29 protein-coding genes, 1 pseudogene and 2 riboswitches are annotated in these 26,639 nt (G+C 37.2%); of the genes and pseudogenes, 12 read left to right on the top strand and 18 right to left on the bottom strand.

What is annotated here, in order from left to right:
* Positions 1 to 115 precede the first annotated feature (115 nt).
* Positions 116 to 622 carry an acyl-CoA thioesterase gene (locus I5776_RS17530; RefSeq protein WP_202777643.1) on the top strand — a complete coding sequence of 169 codons (507 nt, stop codon included), beginning with the start codon at positions 116 to 118 and terminating at the stop codon, positions 620 to 622.
* Positions 623 to 671: 49 nt separating this feature from the next.
* On the opposite strand, the gene I5776_RS17535 is transcribed toward I5776_RS17530, so the two are convergent.
* Positions 672 to 1,091 (bottom strand): GNAT family N-acetyltransferase, encoded by a 420-nt coding sequence (locus tag I5776_RS17535; RefSeq protein ID WP_202777645.1) that lies wholly within the window; start codon positions 1,089 to 1,091, stop codon positions 672 to 674.
* A gap of 213 nt (positions 1,092 to 1,304) precedes the next feature.
* On the opposite strand from I5776_RS17535, the gene I5776_RS17540 reads away from it, so the two are divergent.
* From I5776_RS17540 to I5776_RS17555, 4 genes are all read left to right on the top strand, one after another.
* On the top strand, positions 1,305 to 2,165 hold the full coding sequence (locus tag I5776_RS17540; protein WP_202777647.1) for a permease: 861 nt from the start codon (positions 1,305 to 1,307) through the stop codon (positions 2,163 to 2,165).
* 16 nt (positions 2,166 to 2,181) lie between these two features.
* Entirely contained in the window at positions 2,182 to 3,021 is an 840-nt protein-coding gene (locus I5776_RS17545) for a TIGR03943 family putative permease subunit (RefSeq protein ID WP_202777649.1), read from the top strand.
* A 344-nt stretch (positions 3,022 to 3,365) separates the two neighbouring features.
* Positions 3,366 to 4,373 carry a rod-share determining protein MreBH gene (mreBH, locus tag I5776_RS17550; RefSeq protein ID WP_202777651.1) on the top strand — a complete coding sequence of 336 codons (1,008 nt, stop codon included), beginning with the start codon at positions 3,366 to 3,368 and terminating at the stop codon, positions 4,371 to 4,373.
* 740 nt (positions 4,374 to 5,113) lie between these two features.
* A complete protein-coding gene (locus I5776_RS17555) occupies positions 5,114 to 5,332 on the top strand; it encodes a hypothetical protein (RefSeq protein ID WP_202777653.1) in 219 nt (72 codons plus the stop codon).
* Between the two features lie 23 nt (positions 5,333 to 5,355).
* Here I5776_RS17555 and floT read toward each other — a convergent pair whose 3' ends face one another.
* From floT to I5776_RS17590, 7 genes are all read right to left on the bottom strand, one after another.
* Entirely contained in the window at positions 5,356 to 6,903 is a 1,548-nt protein-coding gene (gene floT / locus I5776_RS17560; RefSeq protein ID WP_202777655.1) for a flotillin lipid rafts scaffold protein FloT, read from the bottom strand.
* 21 nt (positions 6,904 to 6,924) lie between these two features.
* Complete coding sequence (locus I5776_RS17565; RefSeq protein WP_202777657.1) at positions 6,925 to 7,488, bottom strand: NfeD family membrane protein; 564 nt, start codon at positions 7,486 to 7,488, stop codon at positions 6,925 to 6,927.
* A 221-nt stretch (positions 7,489 to 7,709) separates the two neighbouring features.
* Entirely contained in the window at positions 7,710 to 8,351 is a 642-nt protein-coding gene (locus I5776_RS17570; protein ID WP_202777659.1) for a queuosine precursor transporter, read from the bottom strand.
* Between the two features lie 18 nt (positions 8,352 to 8,369).
* The gene (queF, locus tag I5776_RS17575; RefSeq protein ID WP_202777661.1) at positions 8,370 to 8,870 is read right to left on the bottom strand and encodes a preQ(1) synthase; all 501 of its coding nucleotides are present in this window, start codon (positions 8,868 to 8,870) and stop codon (positions 8,370 to 8,372) included.
* A 120-nt stretch (positions 8,871 to 8,990) separates the two neighbouring features.
* Positions 8,991 to 9,037: riboswitch (PreQ1 riboswitch) on the bottom strand.
* A gap of 66 nt (positions 9,038 to 9,103) precedes the next feature.
* Entirely contained in the window at positions 9,104 to 10,240 is a 1,137-nt protein-coding gene (locus tag I5776_RS17580) for a bifunctional cystathionine gamma-lyase/homocysteine desulfhydrase (RefSeq protein WP_202777663.1), read from the bottom strand.
* An 8-nt stretch (positions 10,241 to 10,248) separates the two neighbouring features.
* Positions 10,249 to 11,175 carry a PLP-dependent cysteine synthase family protein gene (locus I5776_RS17585; RefSeq protein WP_202777665.1) on the bottom strand — a complete coding sequence of 309 codons (927 nt, stop codon included), beginning with the start codon at positions 11,173 to 11,175 and terminating at the stop codon, positions 10,249 to 10,251.
* A gap of 64 nt (positions 11,176 to 11,239) precedes the next feature.
* The gene (locus I5776_RS17590; protein ID WP_202777667.1) at positions 11,240 to 11,881 is read right to left on the bottom strand and encodes a class I SAM-dependent DNA methyltransferase; all 642 of its coding nucleotides are present in this window, start codon (positions 11,879 to 11,881) and stop codon (positions 11,240 to 11,242) included.
* A 163-nt stretch (positions 11,882 to 12,044) separates the two neighbouring features.
* Here I5776_RS17590 and I5776_RS21480 point away from each other — a divergent pair.
* A pseudogene (locus I5776_RS21480) lies at positions 12,045 to 12,296 on the top strand (carbonic anhydrase); the annotation flags it as partial.
* A 39-nt stretch (positions 12,297 to 12,335) separates the two neighbouring features.
* Here I5776_RS21480 and I5776_RS17595 read toward each other — a convergent pair.
* A complete protein-coding gene (locus I5776_RS17595) occupies positions 12,336 to 12,641 on the bottom strand; it encodes a hypothetical protein (protein WP_202777669.1) in 306 nt (101 codons plus the stop codon).
* Positions 12,642 to 12,735: 94 nt separating this feature from the next.
* Positions 12,736 to 12,822, bottom strand: a riboswitch (cyclic di-GMP riboswitch).
* Between the two features lie 183 nt (positions 12,823 to 13,005).
* On the opposite strand from I5776_RS17595, the gene I5776_RS17600 reads away from it, so the two are divergent.
* Positions 13,006 to 14,247, top strand: a complete 1,242-nt coding sequence (locus I5776_RS17600; RefSeq protein ID WP_202777671.1) for an ATP-binding protein — start codon at positions 13,006 to 13,008, stop codon at positions 14,245 to 14,247.
* Positions 14,248 to 14,257: 10 nt separating this feature from the next.
* Here the strand turns inward: I5776_RS17600 and I5776_RS17605 are convergent, their stop codons facing one another.
* The 3 genes from I5776_RS17605 to I5776_RS17615 form a co-directional block, all read right to left on the bottom strand.
* The gene (locus I5776_RS17605) at positions 14,258 to 14,836 is read right to left on the bottom strand and encodes a CBO0543 family protein (protein ID WP_202777673.1); all 579 of its coding nucleotides are present in this window, start codon (positions 14,834 to 14,836) and stop codon (positions 14,258 to 14,260) included.
* A gap of 122 nt (positions 14,837 to 14,958) precedes the next feature.
* Positions 14,959 to 15,732 (bottom strand): hypothetical protein, encoded by a 774-nt coding sequence (locus I5776_RS17610; RefSeq protein WP_202777674.1) that lies wholly within the window; start codon positions 15,730 to 15,732, stop codon positions 14,959 to 14,961.
* Positions 15,716 to 16,243, bottom strand: coding sequence for an RNA polymerase sigma factor (locus I5776_RS17615; protein ID WP_246483828.1), 528 nt, complete (start codon positions 16,241 to 16,243; stop codon positions 15,716 to 15,718). Before I5776_RS17615 ends, I5776_RS17610 begins: the two co-directional genes overlap by 17 nt.
* A gap of 351 nt (positions 16,244 to 16,594) precedes the next feature.
* On the opposite strand from I5776_RS17615, the gene I5776_RS21485 reads away from it, so the two are divergent.
* Together I5776_RS21485 and I5776_RS17620 are read left to right on the top strand one after the other, a co-directional pair.
* Positions 16,595 to 16,858: a TetR/AcrR family transcriptional regulator gene (locus I5776_RS21485; RefSeq protein WP_246483829.1), complete on the top strand. Its 264-nt coding sequence runs from the start codon at positions 16,595 to 16,597 to the stop codon at positions 16,856 to 16,858.
* Entirely contained in the window at positions 16,859 to 17,494 is a 636-nt protein-coding gene (locus tag I5776_RS17620; protein WP_246483830.1) for a TetR/AcrR family transcriptional regulator, read from the top strand.
* A gap of 296 nt (positions 17,495 to 17,790) precedes the next feature.
* On the opposite strand, the gene dhaM is transcribed toward I5776_RS17620, so the two are convergent.
* The 6 genes from dhaM to I5776_RS17650 all read right to left on the bottom strand — a co-directional run bounded on the left by dhaM (position 17,791) and on the right by I5776_RS17650 (position 23,296).
* Positions 17,791 to 18,165: a dihydroxyacetone kinase phosphoryl donor subunit DhaM gene (gene dhaM / locus I5776_RS17625; protein WP_202777676.1), complete on the bottom strand. Its 375-nt coding sequence runs from the start codon at positions 18,163 to 18,165 to the stop codon at positions 17,791 to 17,793.
* Complete coding sequence (gene dhaL / locus I5776_RS17630) at positions 18,158 to 18,787, bottom strand: dihydroxyacetone kinase subunit DhaL (RefSeq protein WP_202777678.1); 630 nt, start codon at positions 18,785 to 18,787, stop codon at positions 18,158 to 18,160. The genes dhaM and dhaL overlap by 8 nt, the downstream gene beginning before the upstream one ends.
* Before the next feature lie 17 nt (positions 18,788 to 18,804).
* Positions 18,805 to 19,800 carry a dihydroxyacetone kinase subunit DhaK gene (gene dhaK / locus I5776_RS17635; RefSeq protein ID WP_202777680.1) on the bottom strand — a complete coding sequence of 332 codons (996 nt, stop codon included), beginning with the start codon at positions 19,798 to 19,800 and terminating at the stop codon, positions 18,805 to 18,807.
* Positions 19,801 to 20,221: 421 nt separating this feature from the next.
* Entirely contained in the window at positions 20,222 to 21,712 is a 1,491-nt protein-coding gene (gene glpK / locus I5776_RS17640; protein WP_202777689.1) for a glycerol kinase GlpK, read from the bottom strand.
* Between the two features lie 11 nt (positions 21,713 to 21,723).
* Positions 21,724 to 22,539, bottom strand: coding sequence for an MIP/aquaporin family protein (locus I5776_RS17645; protein ID WP_202777693.1), 816 nt, complete (start codon positions 22,537 to 22,539; stop codon positions 21,724 to 21,726).
* 211 nt (positions 22,540 to 22,750) lie between these two features.
* Positions 22,751 to 23,296, bottom strand: a complete 546-nt coding sequence (locus tag I5776_RS17650) for a glycerol-3-phosphate responsive antiterminator (RefSeq protein ID WP_202777696.1) — start codon at positions 23,294 to 23,296, stop codon at positions 22,751 to 22,753.
* Positions 23,297 to 23,476: 180 nt separating this feature from the next.
* On the opposite strand from I5776_RS17650, the gene fdhA reads away from it, so the two are divergent.
* The 3 genes from fdhA to I5776_RS17665 all read left to right on the top strand — a co-directional run bounded on the left by fdhA (position 23,477) and on the right by I5776_RS17665 (position 26,630).
* Positions 23,477 to 24,694, top strand: a complete 1,218-nt coding sequence (gene fdhA / locus I5776_RS17655) for a formaldehyde dehydrogenase, glutathione-independent (protein ID WP_202777697.1) — start codon at positions 23,477 to 23,479, stop codon at positions 24,692 to 24,694.
* 304 nt (positions 24,695 to 24,998) lie between these two features.
* On the top strand, positions 24,999 to 25,421 hold the full coding sequence (locus I5776_RS17660; protein WP_202777698.1) for a DUF1641 domain-containing protein: 423 nt from the start codon (positions 24,999 to 25,001) through the stop codon (positions 25,419 to 25,421).
* Positions 25,422 to 25,451: 30 nt separating this feature from the next.
* Positions 25,452 to 26,630 carry an NAD(P)/FAD-dependent oxidoreductase gene (locus I5776_RS17665; protein WP_202777699.1) on the top strand — a complete coding sequence of 393 codons (1,179 nt, stop codon included), beginning with the start codon at positions 25,452 to 25,454 and terminating at the stop codon, positions 26,628 to 26,630.
* Positions 26,631 to 26,639 lie beyond the last annotated feature (9 nt).

The raw sequence follows: 26,639 nt of genomic DNA on the forward strand, positions 1-26,639 counted from the left end.
CACTAAAGGAACGTCTATTTTAATATAATATAGGAATGAAAATTATGGTATTATTAACTAGTAAAATAATCATACCGCTCATTGGATATAGTAAAAATAAATTGAGGTGAATAAAATGAGTAACCGCCCAACGAAATTTATGAGAGAAACCTTAACAATAAAAACAAGTCATGTGCTCCCACCTGATACAAATCATCACGGAACATTATTTGGTGGTAAATTAATGGCTTACATAGACGACACTGCATCGATTGCAGCTACTAAATTTGCAAGAAATCCTATTGTTACTGCATCAACTGACTCAGTTGATTTTATCAAGCCTATTCGTGTCGGAGATGCCGTTACATTGGAGGCGATGGTCACCCATACAGGACGAAGCTCAATGGAAGTCTTCGTAAAAATCACTTCTGAACATCTACTAACTGGTGAAAAGGCGATTGCCGCTTTATCTTTTCTAACCTTCGTTGCCATAGACGAAAACGGCCGTCCGGTTGAGGTTCCAATCGTTGTCCCCGAAACCGACCAAGAAAAATGGTTAAATGAAACAGCAAAAAGAAGAGCCGAACATCGTAAAATGCGCAAAAAAGAAAGTGAAGAACTTGCGCAATTCTTTTCAGAGTGAATAACAACTAACGCTTGGAATTAAATTTTTCCAAGCGTTTTTTCTGAAGTTATTCTAAATATTCATTCGTTAGATTCGGATTTAGGTACCTTGCCATTCCTGTTTTAATTCTTTTTAAACCGAGCTTCTTATAAAAGCCTTCATTTCCCGTTGTAGAGATTAAATGAACGCAGGACACATCACTTAGTTTCTCAAGTAAATACTGCATAATTTGTTTAGCTATCCCTTGTTTTTGGAAATCCGGATGTACCACAACATCATAAATAGCCGCATTAAACACTCCATCACTCATCGCTCTTCCAAATCCGACAATTCGACCATTTACGGTAACAAAGGCAAGAACATTACTTGCTTCGAACACTTGCTTAATAATCTCTTCTGTATGCTTCGTCCAACCGACAGATGCATATATTTTTTTCATTTCATCAAGATTTACTTTCGAAAAATCATTATGTATTTTCAAATCCATACTGCCCCTCCTTAACTCTAGATAATTTCTACATGCTTACTGCATGCTCCTTCCTAAAATCTGACGATAACATGAATTCATTTCCATTAGAGGAGTTCTTCTACACATGCGTCATTTTAGTAGTGTGCTATAATGGACAAGTTAAAAATTTAAATAAAGAACTTCCATAGATAGTCGGAGGTGGATGTATTGTTATCTCAATCATTTTTACAAATGAATACGATTTTTATTAGTATTTTAATAGAATCATTGCCATTTGTTCTATTAGGTGTCATTATTTCAGGTGTCATTCAAATGTTTATAACTGAAGAAATGATTGCCAAAGTTATTCCAAAAAATCGCTTTTTGGCGGTGCTGTCAGCTACAATTATCGGTGCGTTATTTCCGGCGTGTGAATGCGGAATCGTTCCGATCACGAGACGGTTAATGGCCAAAGGTGTCCCGCTTCATGCAGCAATTGGTTTCATGTTGACCGGACCGATTATTAATCCGATTGTTCTATTTTCGACCTATATTGCTTTTGGAAACAGTTGGAGAATGGTGCTTTATCGAGGCGGTCTATCCTTTGTTGTTGCTCTTATCATCGGATTTATTTTGTCCTATCAATTTAAAGATTCCCAGCTTCGGGATGAGGCACATGATCACCATCATCATGATCATGGACATGGTTTTATTGGGAAAATTAAAGGAACACTCCAACACTCTATTGATGAGTTCTTTTCAGTTGGTAAGTTTTTAATTCTCGGTGCCTTTATTGCTGCCGCGATGCAAACATTTTTAAAAACATCTACTTTAACTGCGATTGGTCATGGTGACTACTCATCAAATATCGTTATGATGGCACTCGCGTATATTCTCTCATTATGTTCAGAGGCAGACGCATTTATCGCCGCATCATTCCAAAGTACATTTTCATTGAATTCATTAGTTGCCTTTCTTGTATTCGGCGCAATGTTTGATATCAAAAACACGTTAATGATGTTAAGTGCATTCAAATCTAAGTTTGTTCTATATTTATTTATCTATGTAAGTATCTTCGTCTTTTTAGGTTCAGTTGTTATAGGATTTTTATAAGTTAGGAGGGGAAAAGATGCTAAGATTTCTCATTTTACTTGGATTTTCGTTTCTTTTTATGCACCTGCACGTAACAGGTTCCATTTCAAAGTACATTAATATGAAGTATTCTTATATCTCCTACATTACGATTTATGTTATGTTTTTCCTTACTTTTGTACAACTCATTATTTATGTAAAAGGGGATAAAAAGACTTCTGAAGATGACTGTGGACATGGTTGTGATCATCACCATGTAAGAAAAGGGTGGAAAGAATATATTTTCTATCCTGTTCTTATTTTCCCGATTATTTCCGTCTTCTTTATTCCAATTGCTACACTTGATTCTAATATTGTAAAAGCAAAAGGCTTCCATTTTGATGTGTATAATGATAAAGACACATCAGCTATCCACCAATTTTTACAGCCTGATTCAAGTATCTACTACGGGCAAGAAGGCTACGATGAGTACATGGATAAAGCGAAGAAAAAATTTGTTAACAATAAGGATAAAGTTGTCCTTGATGATAAAGATTTCCTCATTGGGATGGAAACCATTTATAAGTTTCCTGGTTATTTTGACGACAAAACCATTCAGGTTAAAGGATTTACTTATAATGAAAAAGAACTGGAATCAAATCAAATCTTCTTATTCCGGTTTGGTATCATCCACTGTGTTGCTGACTCCGGCGTATTCGGGATGCTCGTTCAGTTTCCAAAGGATATTCATTTCAAAAATGATGAATGGATCAATGTAGAAGGAAAATTAAGCAATCAATACTATCAGCCATTTAAGAAAACAATCCCTGTTCTAGAAGTAACAAAATGGAATACGATTCCTAAGCCAGAGGATCCATATGTTTATCGTACGTATTAAGGGTAGAGGTTCAAATCGACACTGATTTGAACCTTTTTTATTATAGAATATTGTTATATAAAAAACTCATATTCCGCTCTCTCTATACACGTAAAACCGATCCACCTAATTATTTTGATACATTACAATTTTTAAATTTAGTTAACACACTTTTTTTAAAGATAAAAATCAATCGCCCTTATCCCAGTTGTATCATGGCTTGTCTATAATATTCCTATTTTAAAAAATGTAATATTACGTAATGGAATAAACTGTATTCATAAATACCCTCACAAATACCTTATACTTTATTGAAGTATTATATGTAAGAAGAAAGTCATATGAAAAGGGTTAGGTGAACATATATGTTTTCAGGTACAGAAATAGGGATCGATTTAGGTACTGCAAATATATTAGTCTATAGCAAAAATAAAGGTGTTATTTTAAACGAACCATCTGTCGTGGCAATTAATACTGAAACGAAACGCGTATTAGCTTTTGGTACGGATGCAAAAAACATGATTGGAAAAACTCCGGGAAAAATTGTGGCGATTCGTCCATTAAGAGATGGAGTCATTGCAGATTACGATATTACAACCGAAATGTTAAAATTAATAATGAAAAGAATTGGCAAGCAGCTAGGCTTCGCCGTTCGTAAACCAAGTGTTGTAGTTTGTACGCCATCCGGTGCAACGTCTGTAGAACGTCGCGCCATCCAGGATGCAGTAAAACTTGCCGGAGCAAAAACGGTTCATTTAATCGAGGAGCCGGTTGCTGCTGCGATTGGTGCTGATTTACCGGTGGACGAGCCGGTAGCGAACGTGATTGTCGATATCGGTGGCGGTACAACAGAAGTAGCCATCATCTCCTATGGTGGAGTTGTAACATGCAATACCCTTCGGATCGGCGGGGACAAAATGGATGAGGATATCATTCAATATGTTCGAAAAAACTACAATCTTCTCATCGGAGAACGTACAGCTGAACAATTAAAAATGGAAATTGGCTATGCACTTGTTGATCATGAAGGGATGTCTATGGATGTCCGTGGCCGTGATTTAGTATCAGGACTTCCAAAGACAGTCAGCATCCACTCAAAAGAAATCCAAGGTGCAATTCGTGAATCCCTTCTAAGTATATTAGAAAGTATTCGTGCAACCCTCGAAAACTGTCCTGCTGAACTTAGCGGCGACATCGTTGACCGAGGTGTAATCTTAACTGGAGGCGGTTCTATGCTAAATGGCATTCAAGAATGGTTGAGCAAAGAAATCATTGTTCCTGTTCATTTGGCGCCAAGTCCATTAGAATCTGTTGCCATCGGTACAGGACGCTCTCTGCAGTTTATTAATAAACTGCAAACAGTAGCAAAATAATTCTATGAATCTAGTAACCCATCGCTAATCGTCTTAGCGATGGGTTTTGTTTTGATTATTGATTTTTGAGATTGATTGGGCTGTCTTTAATGGATGCAATTTTGTATTTGCTCTATCTTTATTTATTGATGTAAATAATTCTCGGTTTGATGCTTTTATCTATATCATTGGCTTTCTTTGATCTACATAATTCGCTGTTTCCACCTTTTATCTATATCATTGGCTCTCTTTGATCTACATAATTCGCTGTTTCCACCTTTTATCTATATCATTGGTCTTCTTTGATCTACATAATTCGCTGTTTCCACTTTTTATCTATATCATTGGCTCTCTTTGATCTACATAATTCGCTGTTTCTACTTTTATCTACATCATTCGACCTCTTTGATTTACATAATTCGCTGTTTCCACCTTTTATCTATATCATTCGACCTCTTTGATTTAGATAATTCGCTGTTTCTACCTTTTATCTACATCATTCGACCTCTTTGATTTACTTAACTCGCAATTTCTACCTTCTATACCCATCGCTATATTTATTATAGAAAAGTCCCTTTTCGGACGTCTACCAATATAATAATCTGATCTGGAAATATAATTATCTACCATCCATATCTATTGCATAATCTTTCCGATTCCTATTACAAATTAAATGCACTAACCACCAGTAATTGGTACATACTAAAAGATAAACAAACAAAAAGTGAGTGATTGTTATTTTAGAACACCAAATCGAGGATATGTTTATTTACTCAGGGTATGGGCATCTGTATAATCATTTAAAAACTCCCATTGAAATTTCGGGCATATTATCAAATACAGATCCCGATGTATTAGAAGACTTCTTTGCGGAGTTTGATTTTTTAGAGTATGACCGTCTTCTTTTTGATGAATTCCGGTATTTCTTCTCCATTTACAAAAACATTCGTACACAAGAAAAGGAACAACTAATCGAGTAGTTGTTCCTTTTCGTTCCCATTTTTTATTCTTCTTTATCAGCTGCTGCGAGTTGACCTTTTGTTTCCTTCATTTCATACGTTAATTGATCAATACTCCCGCGAATATTGTGTTTTCCTGATAAGTTTTCAAGTAATTCTTTTACATCAATGCCTGATGATGCTTTTAATGATTCTTGTAAAGTGGACATAAGGTTTGTTGCATAGCCTGTGATTTTATTCGCGCCACCTTCGCTGCCATTGCCGCCTGTATCGACAACCGTAATTTTATCGATGTTTGCTAGCGGACTAGCCACTTGTTTCGCATATTCAGGAAGCATTTTCATAACCATATCGAGTACAGCCGCTTGACCGAACATTTCGAACGCTTCGGCAATTTTTCTCTTTGCTTCCGCTTCGGCAAGACCTTTTAAGCGGATGATTTCTGCTTCAGATTCCCCTTGGGCTCTTTGAGCATCCGCTTTAGCAAGACCGTCCACGCGGACTCTTTCCGCTTCGGCTTTAGCCATTGCTTCAATTCGATATTTATTCGCATCTGCTGAAGCAATTTCTTTCGCTTTATTCGCAACCGCTGCTTGTTCAACAGCATAACGATCGGCATCTGCTTTTTTCTTAACCTCTGAATCGTATTGACGTTCACGACGAAGTATTTCCTTTTCTTCCAATTCAATTTGCTTTTGACGCTCGATGATTTTGATTTGCATTTCTTGTTCGGTTACATCCTGTTTCGCGCGCGCCGTTTCTAAATCATATGCTTGGTCGGCTTTCGCCCTTGCAATATCTTGTTCACGGCGGAATTCAGCAATTTTTAGCTGATTAACTTTTTCTGCTTCTGCTATTTCGGTTGCACGCTCAAGTTCTGCTTTTTGAGCATCCTTAGCAGCTTCTGCCCGCTTAATTCTTGTTTCTTTATCGGCTTCAGCTGTTGCGATATCGGCATCACGTTTCACTTGCGCGATTCTTGGCTTCCCTAAAGAATCTAAGTAGCCATTTTTGTCACGAACTTCTTTAATCGTGAATGAGACGATGATTAACCCCATTTTAGCTAAATCTTGTGATGCAACACGTTGTACCTCTTGTGAAAATTTATCACGATTTTTATAAATTTCTTCTACCGTCATGGAACCTAAGATGGATCGGAGATGACCTTCCAATACTTCTTTCGCTTCGTTCTCACGGTCTTGTTTTGTTTTTCCTAAAAATTGTTCTGCAGCTGTCGCTATTTCACCGATGGATCCGCCAATTTTGATAATTGCCGTACCATCAGCCATGACTGGAACACCTTGCTCCGTATACACTTCAGGCGTTGTTACTTCAAGTTTACTAGATAGTAAGCTTAATGGTTGTGCCTGTTGGAATACCGGAAGCACAAATGTACCTCCACCACGAATAATCTTTATTTTGTTTCCTGATTCATCTGTATGGACGTTGCGTCCACCTAAATAGCTTCCTGTTACGATTAATGCTTCGTCGGGACCCGCTGTTCGATATTTTGTAATGAATACACCAATTAATGCAATAATTAAAAATGCAACGATCCCAATGATAACCCATAGTCCTACACCTTCAAGCATAGCTTCTCCCCCTAACAAAAATTATATAGTTTCTATTTTTTCAAGGTCTTCATTATATAGTCGATTATTTTCATACGGGACGACATAAAGAACACCATCTTTTACCTCAATGATTAACACTTGTTTGCCTTCTTCAATTGAATGATTTTCGTAGCTTGCGGCAGGTTTAGAAATCATTCCACTTTTACTATCAATGACAATTTCACCATATCCGTCTTGTGGAATCGATATGATTAATTTCCCTACCCGTCCCTTTAAAGAATCCTCCGTATAGCTAAGTGATTCTTCTGCAGAGGATAGCGGTATAAGGACAAACACATTTAAAAGTGTGACAAGTATGATCGCAATAATTGCTGAAATGGCCATAATAAGAATGCTGGATAATGAGGTTACCCGCTCAAAAATATAGCCGGATGCGGAAAAAAAGGTGATAAAAGATAAAACTAATGTTGGATGTAAATAACCGAGTGCCTCTCCGATCCCATGGAAAATATCCCCAAATAGGATATAAAGAATCGTAAGACTCCCTGCAACAATTAGGAGAACTAAATAAACCGTTTCAATCGATGTTCCGAAAATGGTCATTCGCACCAAATCCTTTACGTGTTATAGTGAAAATGATGAATGATGATCACACCTTTCAATTTTTCTTTATGATTTATTTACGGATAAAACGTTAAGAAGGTTTCAAAAATATTTCAAAAAGTTTACGTGTGTTTTTCTAATGGAGAAATGTATGTAGATAAAACTTTTCGATGCAGAGATCATCCCTGCATCGATATATATCTATTGTATCATAATTTAGACTAGGACAAATATTCTATTTTATTTAAACCAGACTTTGATTGTTTCTTTCGAATGCAACCTACTAATACATATACAAATGGTGTGGCAACAATGGATGCGATAAATTTAAATACGTATTGTGTAAAGACGAGCATGATTAATGCAGCAACAGGCATTGTGCCAAAAAAGGCGATTGAAATAAAAATCGCTGTATCCACTAATTGACTAAGCATAGTCGATGCATTGTTTCGGAGCCAAAGCTTTTTCACTCCATGTCTTTCTTTCAGTTTATTAAAAACATATACATCCAAATTCTGACTAACAGCGTACGAAACTAGACTCGCGATAATGACTCGAAAGCTGCCACTTAAAATCGTTTGATATTCTGATTGATGCTCGAAAAATGGTGCTGATGGCAAATAAATCGTAATCGTAATAAAAATAATGGCCAGCATTTGGGTCATTAAGCCTGCTTTTACCGTTTTACGTCCCGCATCCTTTCCATACACTTCAACAATCGTATCCACAATCGGATACGTAAAAATGTAAATGATGACGGCAGCGGGCAACACTGCCCAATCACCGATACTAAATAATTTTACCGCGACAATATTGGATAAAATTAATAAACCTACAAATATTCCATTTAAATATAACAGCATAGTCGATTGATTCCTTTCTTAGCGATTATCTACTTTTTCAGGATACATATCATGGTTCATCAGACGATATGCAGCCATATCCTCATATTTGGTTCCCGGTCTCCCGTAATTGCAATACGGATCAATCGATATCCCGCCACGCGGTGTAAATTTTCCCCACACTTCAATATATCGCGGGTCTAATAATTTAATTAGGTCATTCATGATGATGTTCACGCAATCCTCATGAAAATCTCCATGATTTCGAAAACTGAACAAATATAGTTTTAAAGATTTGCTTTCTACGATTTTTTTATCAGGGATGTAGCTGATATACATAGTTGCATAGTCAGGTTGGTTTGTGATTGGGCATAGTGAAGAGAACTCCGGACAATTAAATTTCACAAAATAATCACGGTCCACATGCAAGTTATCAACTGATTCCAATACTTGTGGTGCATAATCAAATGCATACTTCGTCCCTTGATTCCCTAATAATGTTAATTCATCTAGTCCTTCTTCTTTTTTTCTTCCAGACATAAAAAAACCTCCTTTAAATGTTTCGTACATTTAAGAGAGGTTCACTTTTTTCATAGCTACTATAATAAATGGTCAAAAAGAAAAGCCATATCCTGATATGGACATGGCTTTAAATGACATGAATCCATAGTTTTTTATAGAGGGTTTCAGCTATGAACCTCTCCCGTATGTACGGGTATGAATTTGTACAAATTTTAGCATATAAAAAATGGTCATTTCCGTCAATAGGCAAATTATTTAGAATCTAGTGCCTGCCCTAAGTCTTCAATGAGATCCTCGATATCTTCAATACCTACTGATATTCTTATTAATCCATCCTCAATTCCAAGTTCTAAACGACGCTCCCGTGGAATTGACGCATGTGTCATTAGTGATGGGATTGAAATAAGACTTTCAACCGCACCGAGACTTTCAGCTAACGTAAAATATTTCACATTCTTTAACACAGATAAAGCTTTTTCTTGGTTTACTACAGTAAATGAAATCATTCCACCGAAACCATCTGCTTGTGTGCGATGAATATCGTGTCCAGGATGTTCAGCTAATCCCGGGAAGAAGACTTTTTCTACCTTGGAATGCTCTTGCAGAAATTTCACGACATCTAACGTGTTTTTCTCGATTTCCTCCATGCGGATGCCTAGTGTTTTAATCCCACGAATCAATAACCAACTATCTTGTGGTCCGAGAATACCACCAGTTGAATTTTGGATAAAATGAACATCCTCACCCAATTGTTCATCATTAACGACGACTAGGCCAGCAACAACATCACTATGGCCGCCAAGATATTTTGTAGCACTATGAAGGACAATATCTGCACCTAAGTCCAATGGATTTTGCCAGTAAGGGGTGCTAAAGGTATTATCGACAATGAGTTTTAGTCCTTTGTCTTTTGCAATCCCGCTTATTGCACGAATATCAGTAATTTTTAACAAAGGATTTGTCGGTGTTTCGACGTATATAGCTTTCGTATTAGGTCGGACGGCATTTTTTACTGCATCTAAATCACTTGTGTCTACAAACGTCACTTCAAGATTGAAACGGTTTAAAACCTTTGTCATCACACGGAACGTCCCACCGTACACATCATCCGTTGCAATAATATGATCGCCTGATGAGAATAAATTCATCACAGCCGTTATCGCGGCCATCCCAGATCCGAACGCAAAGCCACGGGTACCATTTTCAATATCGGCAATCAATTTTTCCAATGATTCACGAGTTGGATTTCCCGTTCTTGAATATTCATATTTAAAATTACCTACTCCCTCTTGTTTGTACGTACTGACTTGATAGATAGGGGTCGAAACAGCTCCTGTATATGGATCACGGCTAATGCCGCCATGAATAAATTTTGTTTTCTTCTTCATCTTTTTTCTCACCTTTCATTGAATTGATATATCCCGCTACTTATATATCGCTCACTGCTATCGGGAAAAATGGTCACGATATTCGTTCCAGGTTTTGCTTGCCTCGCTTCTCTTAAGCATGCTTCTAAAGCAGCTCCTGAAGAACTTCCGACTAAAAGCCCCTCTTTTCGTGCAATCTCTGCTAAGCGAAAAAACGCATCCTCATCTGAGATCGTGTGAATCTCATCGAAATATTCCCGATCAATAAATGGCGGCAAAAATTCCATTCCTATCCCTTCTGTCCGATGCGAACCAGACTCCCCGCCATTTAAAATGGAACCTTCTGGCTCAACGATTACCGTTTTGATCTGTGGAAGCTTTTCTTTTAAAAAGCGGGAAGTTCCCATAAACGTTCCACCAGAACCCGCCCCCGCAACAAACACATCTATCTTTCCATCAAGAGCTTCGTAGATCTCTGGTCCTAAACTTTCATAATACGTATCTGGATTAGCGGAATTTTGAAATTGTCCTGGGTAATATGAATTAGGAATTTCTATTAAAAGCTCCTTCGCCTTCTCAATGGCACCTTGCATGCCCATATCCGTAGGTGTATTTACGACTGTTGCACCAAGTGCCCGCATAAGTGTTTGCTTTTCGATACTAAATTTTTGAGGTGTCACGAAAACCGCCTTTACCCCGAACTTGATAGCAGCCATCGCAAGGCCGACCCCCGTGTTACCAGCTGTCGGCTCAATAATGGTTCCACCCTTCTGCAGCTTCCCTTCATCTAATGCTCGTTTCAATAAATATTGACCTAAGCGATCTTTGACACTGCCTCCTGGATTAAAATATTCCAGCTTTGCAAATAAACGAACATTTTTCGGAAGTGAATAAGAAGTAATTTCAACTAACGGTGTATTTCCAATCAATTCACTGATATGCTTTGCATATTTCATTGCCTATCCCTCTTTTAGCCAATCATTCATTTTATTTAAGCTTTAGGTGCAATTACTGAATCTATTATTCTACTTTTTCGCCATTTATTAACCAGACAAATGGATTTAATTTCGTGAATGAGACGGAAAAGCCATTTTGATTAAAAATATCCTGTAAAACTGAAATTGTTGTATAGTACTCTCTTTCTAAATCTTCCGCCAATCGAAGGAAGTTTTTTCGCTTTGCATCTTGAATCATTTCCATCTTGGCATTCAAAGTTGCAAATACGGTATCGGCAAAAACAATTCTCCCACCATTATTTAACAACGTACTATATTTTTTAATCGCTTTCGCTTTCTCCTCATCTGTTAAGTGATGGAAAGCGTAAGTACTCACAAAAGTATCGATAGACTCTGATATCTTTGGAAATTCTAAAAAATCCCCATCCAAAATTTTTACGTATGGTATCTTTTTGCGAGCGATCTTTCGCATCCCTTCAGAAGGCTCCATACCATATACATTTAATCCTCTATTTAATAACTTCGCCGTTAAGTTTCCTGTTCCCACACCGAACTCAACAACGGTTCCGGAAGCATGTTCGGCGACTTTCGTTAATATTTCATCATAATGGATAAACACATCTTCATATTCCGGATCATTTCCGGAAACTGTATTGTCATAAGAAAGGGACCATTCATCAAAAAGCTCATTAAATTCTCTGCCCAAACTTAATTCCCTCATTTCCTATAAAATAACTATGAATTAACTTTAGCACGGAATAGGTGAAAGTGCAATTACTTGGATAAAAAATGGGCAATCATCCATAATGGGGGTCGTTTTCACTGGAATGGGATTATTACTATTTAAAAAGATTTTTTCAAAAGAGAGGGTAAAAAATGCCGGGGACATTGTCTCTCATCCTTTTCGGAGTACTATGAAAAGTCTATCAATTGATGTTTGTGAGCTCCAAGCTGACAAAATATAAGTCATTGGACATCACAAATGCGGAATGAGTGTAGAACATAACATTAAAATAATTAAAAAACATCCTTTATTATCAGATGATATTCCAGTGCAAGGTCTAGTTATCGATCCGGAAACAGGAAAATTAGATCTTGTTGTTGATGGATATAATAACTAACTAACCATTCCCTGCCTTGTGCAGGGAAATTTCCTTTTACTACTTATCTTTAAATACAATTCCTTGCAAAATATATTCAAAATAATGTTTAATGTTGGATTTCCGCTTTTTGATTATTTGAAACATATGCAGGAGCTCGAGTAATTGTGTGCGGCTTAGATGAGTAACCAAAACATTTATGATTGTTTCAGTATTCACCTCGAATAATTCTCCATCTTTTGTTCTAATCTTTAATCCCGATAATGGAGTAATATACATTTTTAACAAACCTTTTAATTGATTTAAACTAATTCGGACACTCGTATAATCCGTCGATGTATCCGTGTTAATCGAGGGTTTTTCCATTATAATCCTCCATTCTTAATAATGTTAAATAAGAATAGAAATAAAAAAACTATTCCTAAATAAGAAATAGCCAATAAAAATCTTTTCATGACTATTCGGTGGCTCGGCGATCATCATTCCTTAGAACCTTAGACCCGTAGCTTTGCGTCCCTAACTTTCGCAAGGTTTGCCATTATCGTAGTGTTGATATTTTGAAATTTTTAATACTATTCATTTTATTACTGTCCATAAATTTTATCAACAAATATTCATATTTTTCGACATTTATACATATTTCTGTCGAAAATTATTTGATAATTTTCAATTTTTAAGACAGTTATATTACTATATACTTATATTAAAACACTGGACGAGGGACCTATCCATGAAAAAAACTGCACAAATTGTGTTAATTTCTGTTTCAATCCTATTTTCCACTGGACAAGCTGTTATTACCCAGCATTTTCAATTTAGTGACATGATTGACGCTGTTATTGCGACTGTTATTGCCTGGTTTGTTGGTTGGCAGTATGATAAACTACAATACTTTGCAACACAAAAAAGAGAAAATGAAGCTTGTTACCGAAAATTAATTGATTGGTTGCCAAATCCGCTTTTCATTCATGACAATGAAATAATTATCTACGCAAATGAAGCGGCAATTTCAATGTTGAAAGCTACATCAAAACGTCAAATCATTTCTAAATCCATATACGATTTTATTGATAAGGAATATATTGATAGAGTAATTGAAAGGGTGCACCAAGTTAAGAAGAATGGGATGCCTCTTCCTAATATTGAACACAAATTGATTCGATTTGATGGGCAAACGATATTTTTTGATGCAACATCAGTATTATTGCGATATGAAGGAAAAGATGTCATTTTATCTATTGGTAAAGATGTAACCGATCAAAAAAAGCAAACCGATTCTCTCCTTCAAAAGTCGGAAAAACTAGCCATTGTCGGTCAAATGGCTGCTGGAATTGCACACGAAATTCGTAATCCACTTACCTCTATAAAAGGGTTCATTCAATTATTCCGTTCAAATACTTATCAAAAGGAGTATTATGACCTTGTACTAACTGAACTGGATCGAATTAATATTATTTTAGGTGAATTCCTTGTCCTGGCCAAACCTTCTGTAGTCGTATTTAAAGAAAATGATGTAAGAACATTAATCGAAGATGTTGTTACATTAATCAATACACAATCAATATTAAATAATGTTCAAATAAACGTTGATATGAATGAAAGTATACCCCGAATTTCTTGCGAAGAAACCCAACTAAAACAAGTCTTAATCAATATCTTAAAAAATGCCATCGAGGCAATGCCGAATGGTGGATTGATTGAAATCAAGGTCCAGGAAAAGCAAAAAGGGAAGCTCTCAATTTGTATTATTGATCAAGGAATCGGCATTCCTAAAGATCGTATTTCTACATTAGGGGAGCCGTTTTACACTACGAAGGAAAAAGGGACAGGGCTAGGACTTATGACATGCTATAGAATCATCGAAAGCCATAACGGAACCTTTCATATATCAAGTGAACTAAATAAAGGGACGACCGTGGAGATTACAATACCAACAATCAACCAGCCATATATACCGATAATGATTCAATAAGCGAAACAACTTATACTGTTGCTTTGCTTTTCTTTTGCATATATAAAAATAAATTAGCAATCCATTTCGACAACAAGAGTACAATTATATACCCTAAAAACAAATGAAAATAATTCATTCCTTTCATTAGAACAAGAAGATCCATTGCAACAAATATCGGTTTAATAATAAAAGATAAAATTAAACTAAGTCCTATGGAGCAAAGATAATAATTTTTCTTTTCGTTAATCGACCATTGGTAAACAAGCATAAATAACACCGGGATAAGAGCAGCATCTAAACCGAAACTTACAGGTATAAACGGAATCGCTTGAAACGGATATACCCATAATGAATTCCTAACACCAATTGTATCAATATAAGTGAACCAAACATGTACATTAAAACCATAAAATCCAATTTGAAGTGCCTTTTTTCGATCGATTAAAATGAATACACAGATTAACGGTACGACAAGCATAGCCATATGTAACCAAAATTGCCATGTATGGAAGTCTGAAAATCGATGCCAGTACTCCATAAACGTGTGGACTGCATGTTCCTGGGCATTTTCTACTTTTTCTAAGGATAGTCTTTGTTCCCCAGTCAATTTCCCCATCTCCTTTTTTAATGATTTGGGTAAGTGACCATTAGTTTTACACCTATAGGAAAGATTATTCAAAATTGTATTTGAGAAACGATTAAAAGCCCTAGAATAGGGCTTTTTATTCGTTATTGATAAAACTGAATCTGTTTCGCCAGATCTATTAAAGGTTTTTCATCTATTATCGGTTGTTGGTTATAAGCATATTGGATAGTATACATAAACTGTTTAGTTACAATAAAGACTTGTGGGGATGTTTTCTCCGTGTTTTCCCATAATACGGCATGTTTATTGGAAATCTTCATTTCTTTATATCCCGATTCTTTGTTCGTTAGCTCTTTTATAATCTCATTAATTTCCTCGTCATTTGGCAGTACTCTAACTAATAAGGAATTCCCTTTATTTTTATACGGATAATCGACCATGACATCTTGTAAATTAGTAGAATTCGCCATAGAAGCATATCCAGTAATATTTGGCAGTACCTTTCGGATATCAACAGGGATTGTAGCTTCGTCTGAAATAATAAATGAGGTCCGATCATTCATTGTAAATGTATTGCCTTTCACTTCTCCGTTAGCGGGAAAAAGAGGGAAATCTATATTACCTTTAGATGCACCATGTACATTATGTACATTTTGATTATGTGGAGCTGCGCTTTGAATATCGTTACTATTATCCATTACGATGTTATACCCAAAAATAATAAATGCAAGAAGGGCTGCAACTACTGTCGATGAATAAACAAAGACCTTTTGGGTTTTTGAGCGCATATTTCTTCTAGTTAAATCTGCTGCGATTTTTTTCCGCATTTTCCTCTTTCGATCGATATTCCAACTAATTTCTGAATCCAATCTTTCCAGTGATGTATCATATATACTTTCATCAAACTGTTTTTTCATTTAAGAAAACCTCCTTTAGCATTTGTTTTTCCAATGCGGGAACGGCTCGGAATAACGTTGATTTCACTTTGCTCTCCGACCAATTTAAAATCTTAGAAGTTTCTTCAATGGAGAATCCTTTAATCTTTCGTAAAATAATCACCTCTCGGTAGGATGTCTTAATTTCACCTAATGCTTTAACCAGTTCTTGGGACGTTTCTTTTATCTGTACAATCTCCTCAGGTGATGGCTGCTTATCTTTTTTCGAGTTAAACACATCTTTAAACAGCATAATCGGCTTTCGTTTTCTCAAATCATCTAAGGTGACATTTCGTGCAATCGTGAATAGCCATGTTTTTGGGCTTGCATCTTGTTTAAACGTTTGATGTTTTGTATAGGCCTTCATAAAAGTTTCATGGGTTAGATCTTCAGCAAGTTGATAATCTTTTACCATGAGGAGAATATATTTAAAAATCGCATCACTATACCTCTCATACCATTCTTCAATTTCCATCTGTTTTGCATCAGGCAACTCAGGTCCCCCCCATCTTTTTAAAATTCTATATTTAGACGGAAATCCTTTTAAAAAGTTTTAAAAAATCTTAAAGTTTTCTAGTAGATATGGCTGGATCCGGACATAGGCACTTTTCATAATAAAGTTATCCGTATTGTGTAAAATTTACCATTCCCTAAAAATAAAAAAAACCACATTAAACGCATGCGGGACTTCCTACCATTCTCAATTATACGGAATAACTTTTTATACGTTCATTCCATGTTTTTTCACTAATAAAATAGCAGTATATATAAGTTTGTACAATATGGAATTATAAGTTAGTATACATTTAGACAAGTAGTACAATTTTAAATTCAGGTGATAAAAATGAAAAGTCGAAAACAGCATGTTATGACTGTTGCCCATCAATTATTTATTCATAAAGGGTTTCAAGCAACCTCTATTCAAGATATTTTAGAAGGAAGCAGTATTTCAAAAGGTACATTCTATAATTATTTTCCTTCGAAAAATGAACTTTTACTCGCGATTTTCGCGGATTCGTATAATGAACTTGAAAAAAAGAGAGAAAAATTATTAATTGGACAAAATCGGTCGGATATTGAAATTTTTATTAAACAAATTGAATTATAAATGGAAACGAATAAACCTGATAAACTGTATTCTCTTTTTGAAGAGGTGACTGTTTCTAAAGACGAAGATTTGAAGCAATTTTTTAAACGTACACAATATGACAATCTCATTTGGATGAATGAACGGTTAATTGATATTTTTGGGGAAGACAAAAAACCATATTTATTAGATTGTGCCGTCATGTTTACTGGGATTCTTCATCATAATTTTCATTATAATTATTTGGCGAAATTTTATTCTAATGCTTCTCCCTTACAGGTTATTCGCTACAGTGTAGAACGGTTGAAGAAAATCGTAGAAGATGTTTCAAATTCACATGCACAATTATTAGACCCCGACATTATTGAACAATGGCTTCCAGGGTTTTCGGAGAAAAAAAGAGGATATAAGGAGCGTGTCCATCAGCAGATCAAATATTTAAAAGAATTGTTGGAAATGATTGAGGATAATGAAAAAAGAAGTAAGTATAAAGAATCGCTAGACTTCATTCAAGAAGAGTTATTTATATCAAGGAAACCGAAGATTTTCTTAATTGAAAGCATACTTTTTATGATGAAAGACTATCCTTCAAAGCATTGGAAAGAAGAGATTGAAAAACTTGGCCAAATTGTTCAAGAGTACGTAAAAGAATTGTAATCATTTGTGACAATTTTGTTTCTCATTAATTTTTCATCTTCCTTTCATTCAGATGTAGGAAAATTATTTTATGATGTATTTACCAAGGACAAGCAATGCTTAATCCTTTAAATCTAGACTCTCCCCCCCTAAGAAAGTCTAGTGAACCTCCTTTTTTATATACCCGGTCTTTATTAAGACCGGGATTTTGTTTTATTAAAGGGGTTTAAGGGCTAAAATGAACCGTTCCTTTCCGCTGCAGGAGTCAAACTCCTTCCGCTCCAATCCACTCTGTGCTTTGTTAGAAACTCAATCCATTAAAAGGACTCGCGTATACTGCGGATGATTTTGTCAATGTCATTTCCTATACTAGATTCGACTGCTGCTATATAGGCTCCTTCTACTAATGGAATATTTTCTGCTATTTTTATATTTTTATAGCCTGTTAGTTCATTAGCAAGTTCTGCGTTCATCATGGCACTACCAAGGTCATATAGGAGTATGACCCCTTTTTCATTATGGACTTGCTCGATTGCTTTTACTATTTTTTCAATACTCGTACCTATTTCATTTTCGTCCGTTCCTCCGGCTGTACCAATTGGGACATTATTCACAACCTGTGCAAGAATATCTTTAATGCCCTCAACAATTTTTGAACTGTGTGAGATAAGGACAATACCAACATTATTCATTTTTATCTCCTTCTGTTATGACCTCTGCAAGTGATTGAAATAGATAATAAGAGGATGCTGAACCGGGATCAATATGTCCAATTGAACGCTCTTTTAGATAAGCCGCACGCCCTTTTTTCGCCAGTCTTTGTTTCGTTGCTTCCATTGCGAGTTTAGCTGAATGATCGATAACATCCCAATCAACATCATCGTTTTCCTGAAGGATTCTTAAAATAGGCATCCACACATCGAGGAGCGTTTTATCCCCTTCACTTGCTTTCCCGCGATGAATGATCCCTTTTATCGCATCGTCAAGGGCTCTTGTGAATTCAGCTTGACTAATTGATTCCTTTCCTTTTACGGCCATTGACATTTTTAAAAACGCCGTTCCAAAAATTGGACCTGAGGCGCCGCCAACTTTTGACATTAACGTCATTGCTACATCTTTGAAACAATCAGAAACCGTTTCATAATGGCTACTAGAAAGCTTCTTCACGACTTCTTGAAACCCTCTGGCCATATTGATTCCATGGTCACCGTCACCAATTGCTTGATCCAAAGAGGTTAAATACGTTTTATTGGTTTGAATTTTTTCATTAGCCTTTATAATCCATTTCAACGTTTTATCGACAGTGAGATTCATCAGGACACATCCTTTATTTATTTGCGGAATGCAGGTGCCAATGATTCAGCATCTAATAATTGTTTAAGTTCCTCGTCGAGTTTTAAAAGCGTAACTGAGCAACCAGCCATCTCCAATGAAGTCATATATTCACCTACAAACGTTTCGTACACTTTGATTCCTTTACTGGATAAAATTTGATGAACTTTGCCATTTACGATGTATAGTTCCATTTCTGGTGTTGAACCTAAACCATTTATCATTACTGCCACTTCATCCCCATGATTTAATTGCATATCCTCCAATATTTTGTTCGTCAACTCTTCAGCAATTTCGTTTGCACTAGCTATTTCCTTTTTCTCCGTTCCCGGTTCCCCATGAATCCCCATGCCTATTTCCATTTCATTTTCCTTTAATTCGAAGCTTGGTGTTCCTGCAGCTGGAACTGTGCAAGGACTTAATGCCATCCCCATCGATCGAACATTATTTACTACTTTATCGGCAATTGCTTGTACTTCCTGTAATGTCGCACCTGACTCTGCTTTTGCACCAGCGATTTTATGAACGAATACAGTTCCCGCAATTCCCCTGCGTCCGGTTGTAAATGAACTATCCTCTACCGCGACATCATCATTAACAATTACCTGTGCTACTTGGATCCCATCAGCTTCTGCCAGCTCTGCTGCCATTTCAAAATTCAACACATCGCCCGTGTAGTTTTTAATCACCATAAATACCCCAGCACCACCGTCTACTGCTTTAATCGCCTCATATACTTGATCAGGTGTTGGCGATGTAAACACTTCACCAGCGATTGCAGCATCAAGCATCCCCTTCCCAATATACCCGGCATGGGCCGGTTCATGACCGCTGCCACCCCCACTAATAATCGCCACTTTATTCGGTATCGGTGCATTTTTCCTCGCAATAACCGTCGTTCCCTCCACCAGCTTCAACTGATTCGGAAACGCCGCAATCAACCCATCCAACATATCCTGCACAACCTCATTCGCCTCATTAATAATCTTCTTCATTTCCCCACTCCTTCGGTGCCTGGCACCATTTATACATTTTTTGAATAATAATGCATCTTTTTTGTATGGTGAATTGGCTTTGTTTTATTAAAATGACCGCATAGCATCGAGGATTTGTGTGGAATCTTTGATGTGTGCGGTCGTTTTTTTCTAGATGTAATGGTGAGTGCTATGATGTTATTTAGCTAGTGTACGTTTTTGTGTGCTTGTTTAAAAGGTAAGAAAATAAAAACTTTATAGGATTAATTTTCCTAATTAATATCTGCTTTGTCTAGCTCCAGCGCCTATCGACTAGAAAACTTCAGGACTTCTCCCTACGATAAGTCAACATCGATTCGCCTTTCAGGCTCATCGTGTTTCCTTTATCTCAGTCAAAGTCCTTCCAGTTTTTACGTCGATGAGCAAGTCGCTTGCGCTTTTCTTATTTGAAGGCTCTTGTTGCTGCCACTGCTTTTTGCCAGCCGTCATACAACTGAGCACTTGTTTCTTCATTTAATTGGTTAGTAAATGTACGGTCAATTTTCCATTGCTTCGCAATTTCCTCTTTGTCTTGCCAGTATCCTACCGCAAGGCCTGCTAGATAGGCAGCTCCGAGAGCAGTTGTTTCACTAACAACCGGACGGTCAACGGGCACACCGAGAATATCACTTTGGAACTGCATGAGGAAATTGTTCTTTACCGCCCCTCCATCCACACGTAACGTTTTCAAGTCAATACCGGAGTCTGAAATCATCGCATCTAAAACATCTTTTGTTTGATAGGCTAATGATTCTAATGTGGCACGGATAAAGTGTTCTTTCGTTGTTCCGCGTGTAAGACCAAATACCGCTCCTCGGGCATCACTATCCCAATATGGAGTTCCTAATCCGACAAAAGCTGGGACCATATATACACCATCAGTCGATTCAACCTTTGACGCATACTCTTCACTGTCAGGTGCGTTTTCGAACATTTTCAGCCCATCCCGCAGCCATTGAATGGCCGATCCCGCAACAAAAATACTCCCTTCCAAAGCGTATTCAACTTTTCCATCCACACCCCAGGCAAGTGTCGTTAATAACCCATTCTCCGATTTAACTCCTTTTTCACCCGTGTTCATAAGCATGAAACAGCCAGTTCCATACGTGTTCTTCGCCATTCCCGTTTCAAAACAAGCCTGCCCAAATAAAGCTGCTTGCTGGTCGCCGGCAATTCCCGCAATCGGTATTTCATGTCCAAAGAAGTGGTAAGAAGCTGTTTTCCCGTAAATTTCCGACGAAGGTCGTACTTCTGGAAGCATGCTTTTTGGAACGTCAAGGATTTCTAATAATTCGTCATCCCATTTTAAATCGTAAATATTATACATCAGTGTTCTAGATGCATTGGAATAGTCTGTTACATGTTTCTTCCCGCCTGAAAGCTTATACACAAGCCACGTATCAATCGTACCAAACAACAGCTCACCTTTTTCAGCTCTCTCCCTTGCCCCTTCAACATGATCAAGTATCCATTTTACTTTTGTACCGGAGAAATAGGCGTCAATAAGTAGCCCGGTTTTGTCCCTAAATAAATCATTGTAACCCTTTTCGCGGAGCTCCTTGCAAATATCATCCGTTTGTCTTGATTGCCATACAATTGCCTTGTACACAGGCTTACCAGTATGTTTATCCCATACAACCGCTGTTTCCCGCTGATTTGTAATCCCAATTCCTGCAACTTGATCAGGTTCAATATCGGCCTTTCTTATCACCTCTGCAATACAAGCAAGTACCGATGTCCAAATTTCATTCGCATCATGCTCAACCCAACCCGGTTTCGGAAAAAATTGTTCAAACTCTCTTTGTGCGGTTTCAACAATTTCACCTTCATGGTTAAAAAGAATCGCTCTTGAACTCGTCGTCCCTTGATCTAATGCTAAAATATATTGACTCATCGCTATTCCCCCTATACGGCTTCTTCAGAAGCGTGTCTTTTTTTCAATTCACTATTAAGAGCAGCAAGTAAAACGACAATAACTACGATACTGACAATCCAAAATGCTACTGAATAATCCCCTTTAAAAATCGCTTTATAAAATAATGCCCCATACGTTCCGCCTAATAATGGACCGACAATCGGAATCCATGAATATCCCCAATCGGAGCTCCCCTTTCCAATGATTGGCAGCAATGCATGAGCAATTCTTGGACCTAAGTCACGTGCAGGATTAATTGCATAACCTGTTGTTGCCCCTAATGATAAACCAATCGCAGTAATTAATAAACCGACAATCGCAGGATTTAATCCTTCCGTAAATTCATTTGCTCCAATAAATAATAAACCCATAATAAGGACAAATGTACCAATCATTTCACTCACTAGGTTCGAGAATGTACTGCGAATTGCAGGGCCAGTTGAGAATACGGCTAACTTATCACCAGGATCCTTCGTCGCTCTCCAATGTGGCAAGTATTGAAAAAAGACAATGACACCACCAAGAAATCCTCCAAGTACTTGGGCTGTCATATAAAGTGGAACCTTTTCCCATGGAAATTCACCTATCGCCGCGAAACCAAGTGTAACGGCGGGATTTAGATGCGCTCCTGATATGCTTCCAACTGCATAGACTCCCATAGTTACCGCCAAACCCCAGCCGATCGTAATGACAATCCACCCTGCACCTTCCGCTTTTGTCTTTTTGAGGACTACTCCGCCTACCACACCACCACCAAAAATAATTAGAATCATTGTTCCAATCATTTCAGCAAGAAATTCGGACATACTCCTTCCCCCCTAAAAATTAATTTATAAACGCTTACAAAAGAAGTTAAAATGACGACAAAAAGACCCACATTAACAAAAATCATATTTATCGTTTGATAAATATCATTTCGTAAACGTGGATCTCCAGTTTCTCCATCACATTTTAACTTGTAGTTACAGAATAATCTGAATTCACAACAATGTCAATCCGTTTTTTATAAAATATATTTTACAATTCCCACAAATGGACGAAAGAAGTAGTAATGGCTTTCGCCCCCTTATTTAGCGCATTTTCAACATCCTGTTTTGTTCGGATTAAACCGCCAGCAATAATTGGAATCCCCGTCTTTTCATGAACCTCTTCTAAAATTTCCGGGACGACACCAGGCAATATTTCAATATAATCCGGTTTCAATGTATTAATGATTTTAATATTATGTTCAAGCGCTTGACTATCTAAGGCGAATAATCGTTGAATCGAAGTTACTTTATTTTTTTTTGCATGTGAAATGACATTGGACCTCGTAGATATTAACCCATCGACTTTAATATCCCTTAGCAGAAATTCAATGCCAAACTCATCTGATTTAAGTCCTTGAATTAAATCTGCGTGTACCAGCACCTGCTTATCCATTTTTTGCGCATATTTCACCGCATGCCGAAGAAGTGAAAGTCGAGTTTCTAGGAGAATAATATATTTTTGTTTACTGTTAAGAATCCGATCAAAATCCTTCATGTTTCTTACAGCTGGAATTACTCCTTGTAAGTTAATCATACATACTCACCTCTCTTCTACTATCATTAAATAATTATGCGTAGATAAGTAGAATAGACGAGCTAGAATAAAATTATTTTCCCCCCTCCTTACTTGTTCTATTTTTTTCGTCCATGCGTATACATTTGACTGAACGACAAAAAAAAGAAAAACGTTTACTGTTAGGGGGAGGATTTAGATATGTCAGGTAATAAAGCAGTTGTGTATAATGGGGTCGGAAAAGTAGCAGTAAAAGACATCGGTTATCCTGATTTAGTTTTACGGGATGGTCCAGGGGTCAATCCGCTAAATGTCGGACGTAAATGTGAGCATGGTGTCGTATTGAAAGTTGTCACCACAAATATTTGTGGAAGTGACCAACACATGGTACGTGGACGTACTACAGCACCGGAAGGATTGGTTCTTGGGCATGAAATTACCGGTGAAGTCATCGAAGTCGGACGGGATGTCGAATTTATTAAAAAGGGTGATCTCGTTTCCGTCCCGTTTAATATTGCATGCGGCCGCTGTCAAATGTGTAAAGAACAAAAAACCCATGTATGTTTAAATGTAAACCCAGATCGACCTGGCTCTGCTTATGGTTATGTCGATATGGGCGGATGGGTTGGCGGTCAATCAGAATATGTCATGGTTCCTTATGCAGATTTCCAATTACTGAAGTTTCCTGATAAGGAACAGGCAATGGAAAAGATACTTGATTTAACAATGCTTTCAGATATTTTCCCAACGGGATTTCATGGGGCTTATTCTGCTGGTGTCAAATCCGGCTCTACCGTATATGTCGCAGGCGCGGGACCCGTCGGTTTAGCCGCGGCACATTCTGCACAGCTGCTCGGCGCCTCTGCGGTTATTGTTGGTGATTTAAATCCGGAACGTCTAGCCCAAGCAAGAAGCTTTGGCTGCGAAACAATTGATTTAAGCCAACATGATAATTTAGGTGAGCAAATCGAACAAATTCTAGGTGAACCTGTTGTTGATGCAGCAGTTGACTGTGTGGGCTTCGAAGCACATGGACATGGGCATGGTCACTCGGAAGCTCCAGCAACTGTATTAAATTCGATTATGGATGTGACACAAGTTGGCGGACGACTCGGTATACCTGGTCTTTACGTAACAGGTGATCCAGGTGGCGTTGATGAAGATGCAAAAATTGGTTCCCTCAAAATTCGCTTCGGATTAGGGTGGGCAAAGGCTCATACATTCGTTACTGGTCAAACACCAGTTATGCAATACCATCGAGGATTAATGAAGATGATTTTGCACGGAAAAGCGCAAATTGCGAAAGCGGTAAATGCGACGTTAATTTCTATTGATGAAGCTCCTAATGGCTACGCTGACTTTGATAAAGGGGCAGCAAAGAAATTTGTCATTGATCCACATGGTTCGGTAAAAAGATAGCTTGTAAGGCATGGCACGAATAAGTGCTCATGCCTTTTTTACTTCCAATATAAGAGGATTTAATCCTAATTAAAATTTCCACCAAGCTTTCTTATTTTTTTATCCACTTTGTTAAATACTATGAGTAGACTTCTACTATATATATTGTTCTTCCCCAGAATAATCCAATTTCTTTCCTAATCATCTCTAAAAATATGTTTATTGCCAAATTTTCTATAAAAAATTTTCATTCACTAATGGACAAGAGTTAAGAAGTGGAGTAGCCTAGTAGTGATGCCTAAAGAAAAGTAAAGGAGAATTGAAAATGTCAGAAACTAACAATCAACCAAATGCTGAGCTAAGCCAGCGACAACTTGATGTTCTTGATCAGTTATTAAAGCCAGAAGTTCAAGAATCATTAACTGTTCTTGTTGAACAACTTCCTAAATTGGCCGAGCTTGTTACTATTTTAACAAAGTCTTATGACTTTGCTAAATCCGTAGCCACTGATGAAGTATTAAAAAATGATACTGTTGGTGCGATTACAGAAATTGTTGATCCTATTAAAACTGGTGTTAAAAACATTGCACAAAAAGCAATCGAAGCAAAAGATATCGCTGATGATAGCACTGAAGTAATCGGCCTATTCGGTATGCTTAAATTGTTGAAAGATCCACAAGCACAAAAACTTTTCCGTTTCTTAAACGCATTTCTTCAAGTTTCTGAACAACGTGAAAATCAAAGATAATATTTTTTATACAAGGATGGAGGATATACTATGTCAAAACATATCGTCATTTTAGGTGCTGGGTATGGTGGCCTTCTATCAGCCTTAACATTGCGTAAGTATGTAGATAAGTCAGAAGCGAAAATTACTGTTGTTAACCAGTATCCAACACACCAAATTATCACAGAATTGCATCGCCTTGCAGCAGGTAATATTTCTGAACAAGCAATTGCAATGCCTTTAGAAAAGCTTTTCAAAGGAAAAGATATCGATCTTAAAATTTCTAAAGTCACTTCTTTTTCAGTAGATAAAAAAGAAATAATACTTGCTGATAGTTCGATGCTAAAATATGACGGACTTGTTGTTGCTTTAGGAAGTGTTACTTCTTATTTCGGCATTCCAGGACTTGAAGAAAACAGTATGGTATTAAAATCTACAAGTGATGCAAACAAAATTTTCAAACATATTGAAGGTCGCCTTCAAGAATATGCAAAATCAAAAAATGAAGCAGATGCTACAATCCTTATTGGCGGCGGTGGCTTAACTGGTGTTGAACTAGTTGGTGAAATTGTTGATACCATTCCAAGCCTAGCTAAAAAATATGGCATCGATCCAAAAGAACTTAAAATCATGCTTGTTGAAGCAGGTCCAAAAATTCTACCAGTATTGCCAGACCATTTAATCGAACGCGCAACTGCTAGCCTAGAAAAACGCGGCGTGAAATTCCTTACAGGTCTTCCTGTAACAAATGTAGAAGGCAATACAGTCGATCTTAAAGACGGACAAAAAATTGTAACTAACACATTCGTTTGGACAGGCGGAGTTCAAGGTAACCCACTAGTTGGCGAATCAGGTCTTGAAGTAAACCGCGGCCGTGCAACAGTGAATGAACATCTTCAATCGGTTTCCCACCCTGACGTATTTGTTGTAGGTGACAGTGCCGTATTAATGGCGCCAAATGGCCGTCCATACGCACCAACTGCACAAAACGCATGGCAAATGGGCGAACTAGTTGGCTACAACCTATTCGCTTCATTAGTTGGGAAAAAATTAGAAGAATTCTCTCCAGTTGACTCTGGTACACTTGCAAGCCTAGGACGTAAAGATGCTGTTGCCATCATCGGTGGAAACCAAACTCCACTTAAAGGATTGCCAGCAACAATGATGAAAGAAGCAAGCAACATCCGCTACTTATCACATATTAAAGGACTATTCAGCTTAGCATACTAAGTAAAACAA

Origin of the sequence: Heyndrickxia vini (genome assembly GCF_016772275.1) — a bacterium.
Taxonomy (GTDB): Bacteria; Bacillota; Bacilli; order Bacillales; family Bacillaceae_C; genus Heyndrickxia; species Heyndrickxia vini.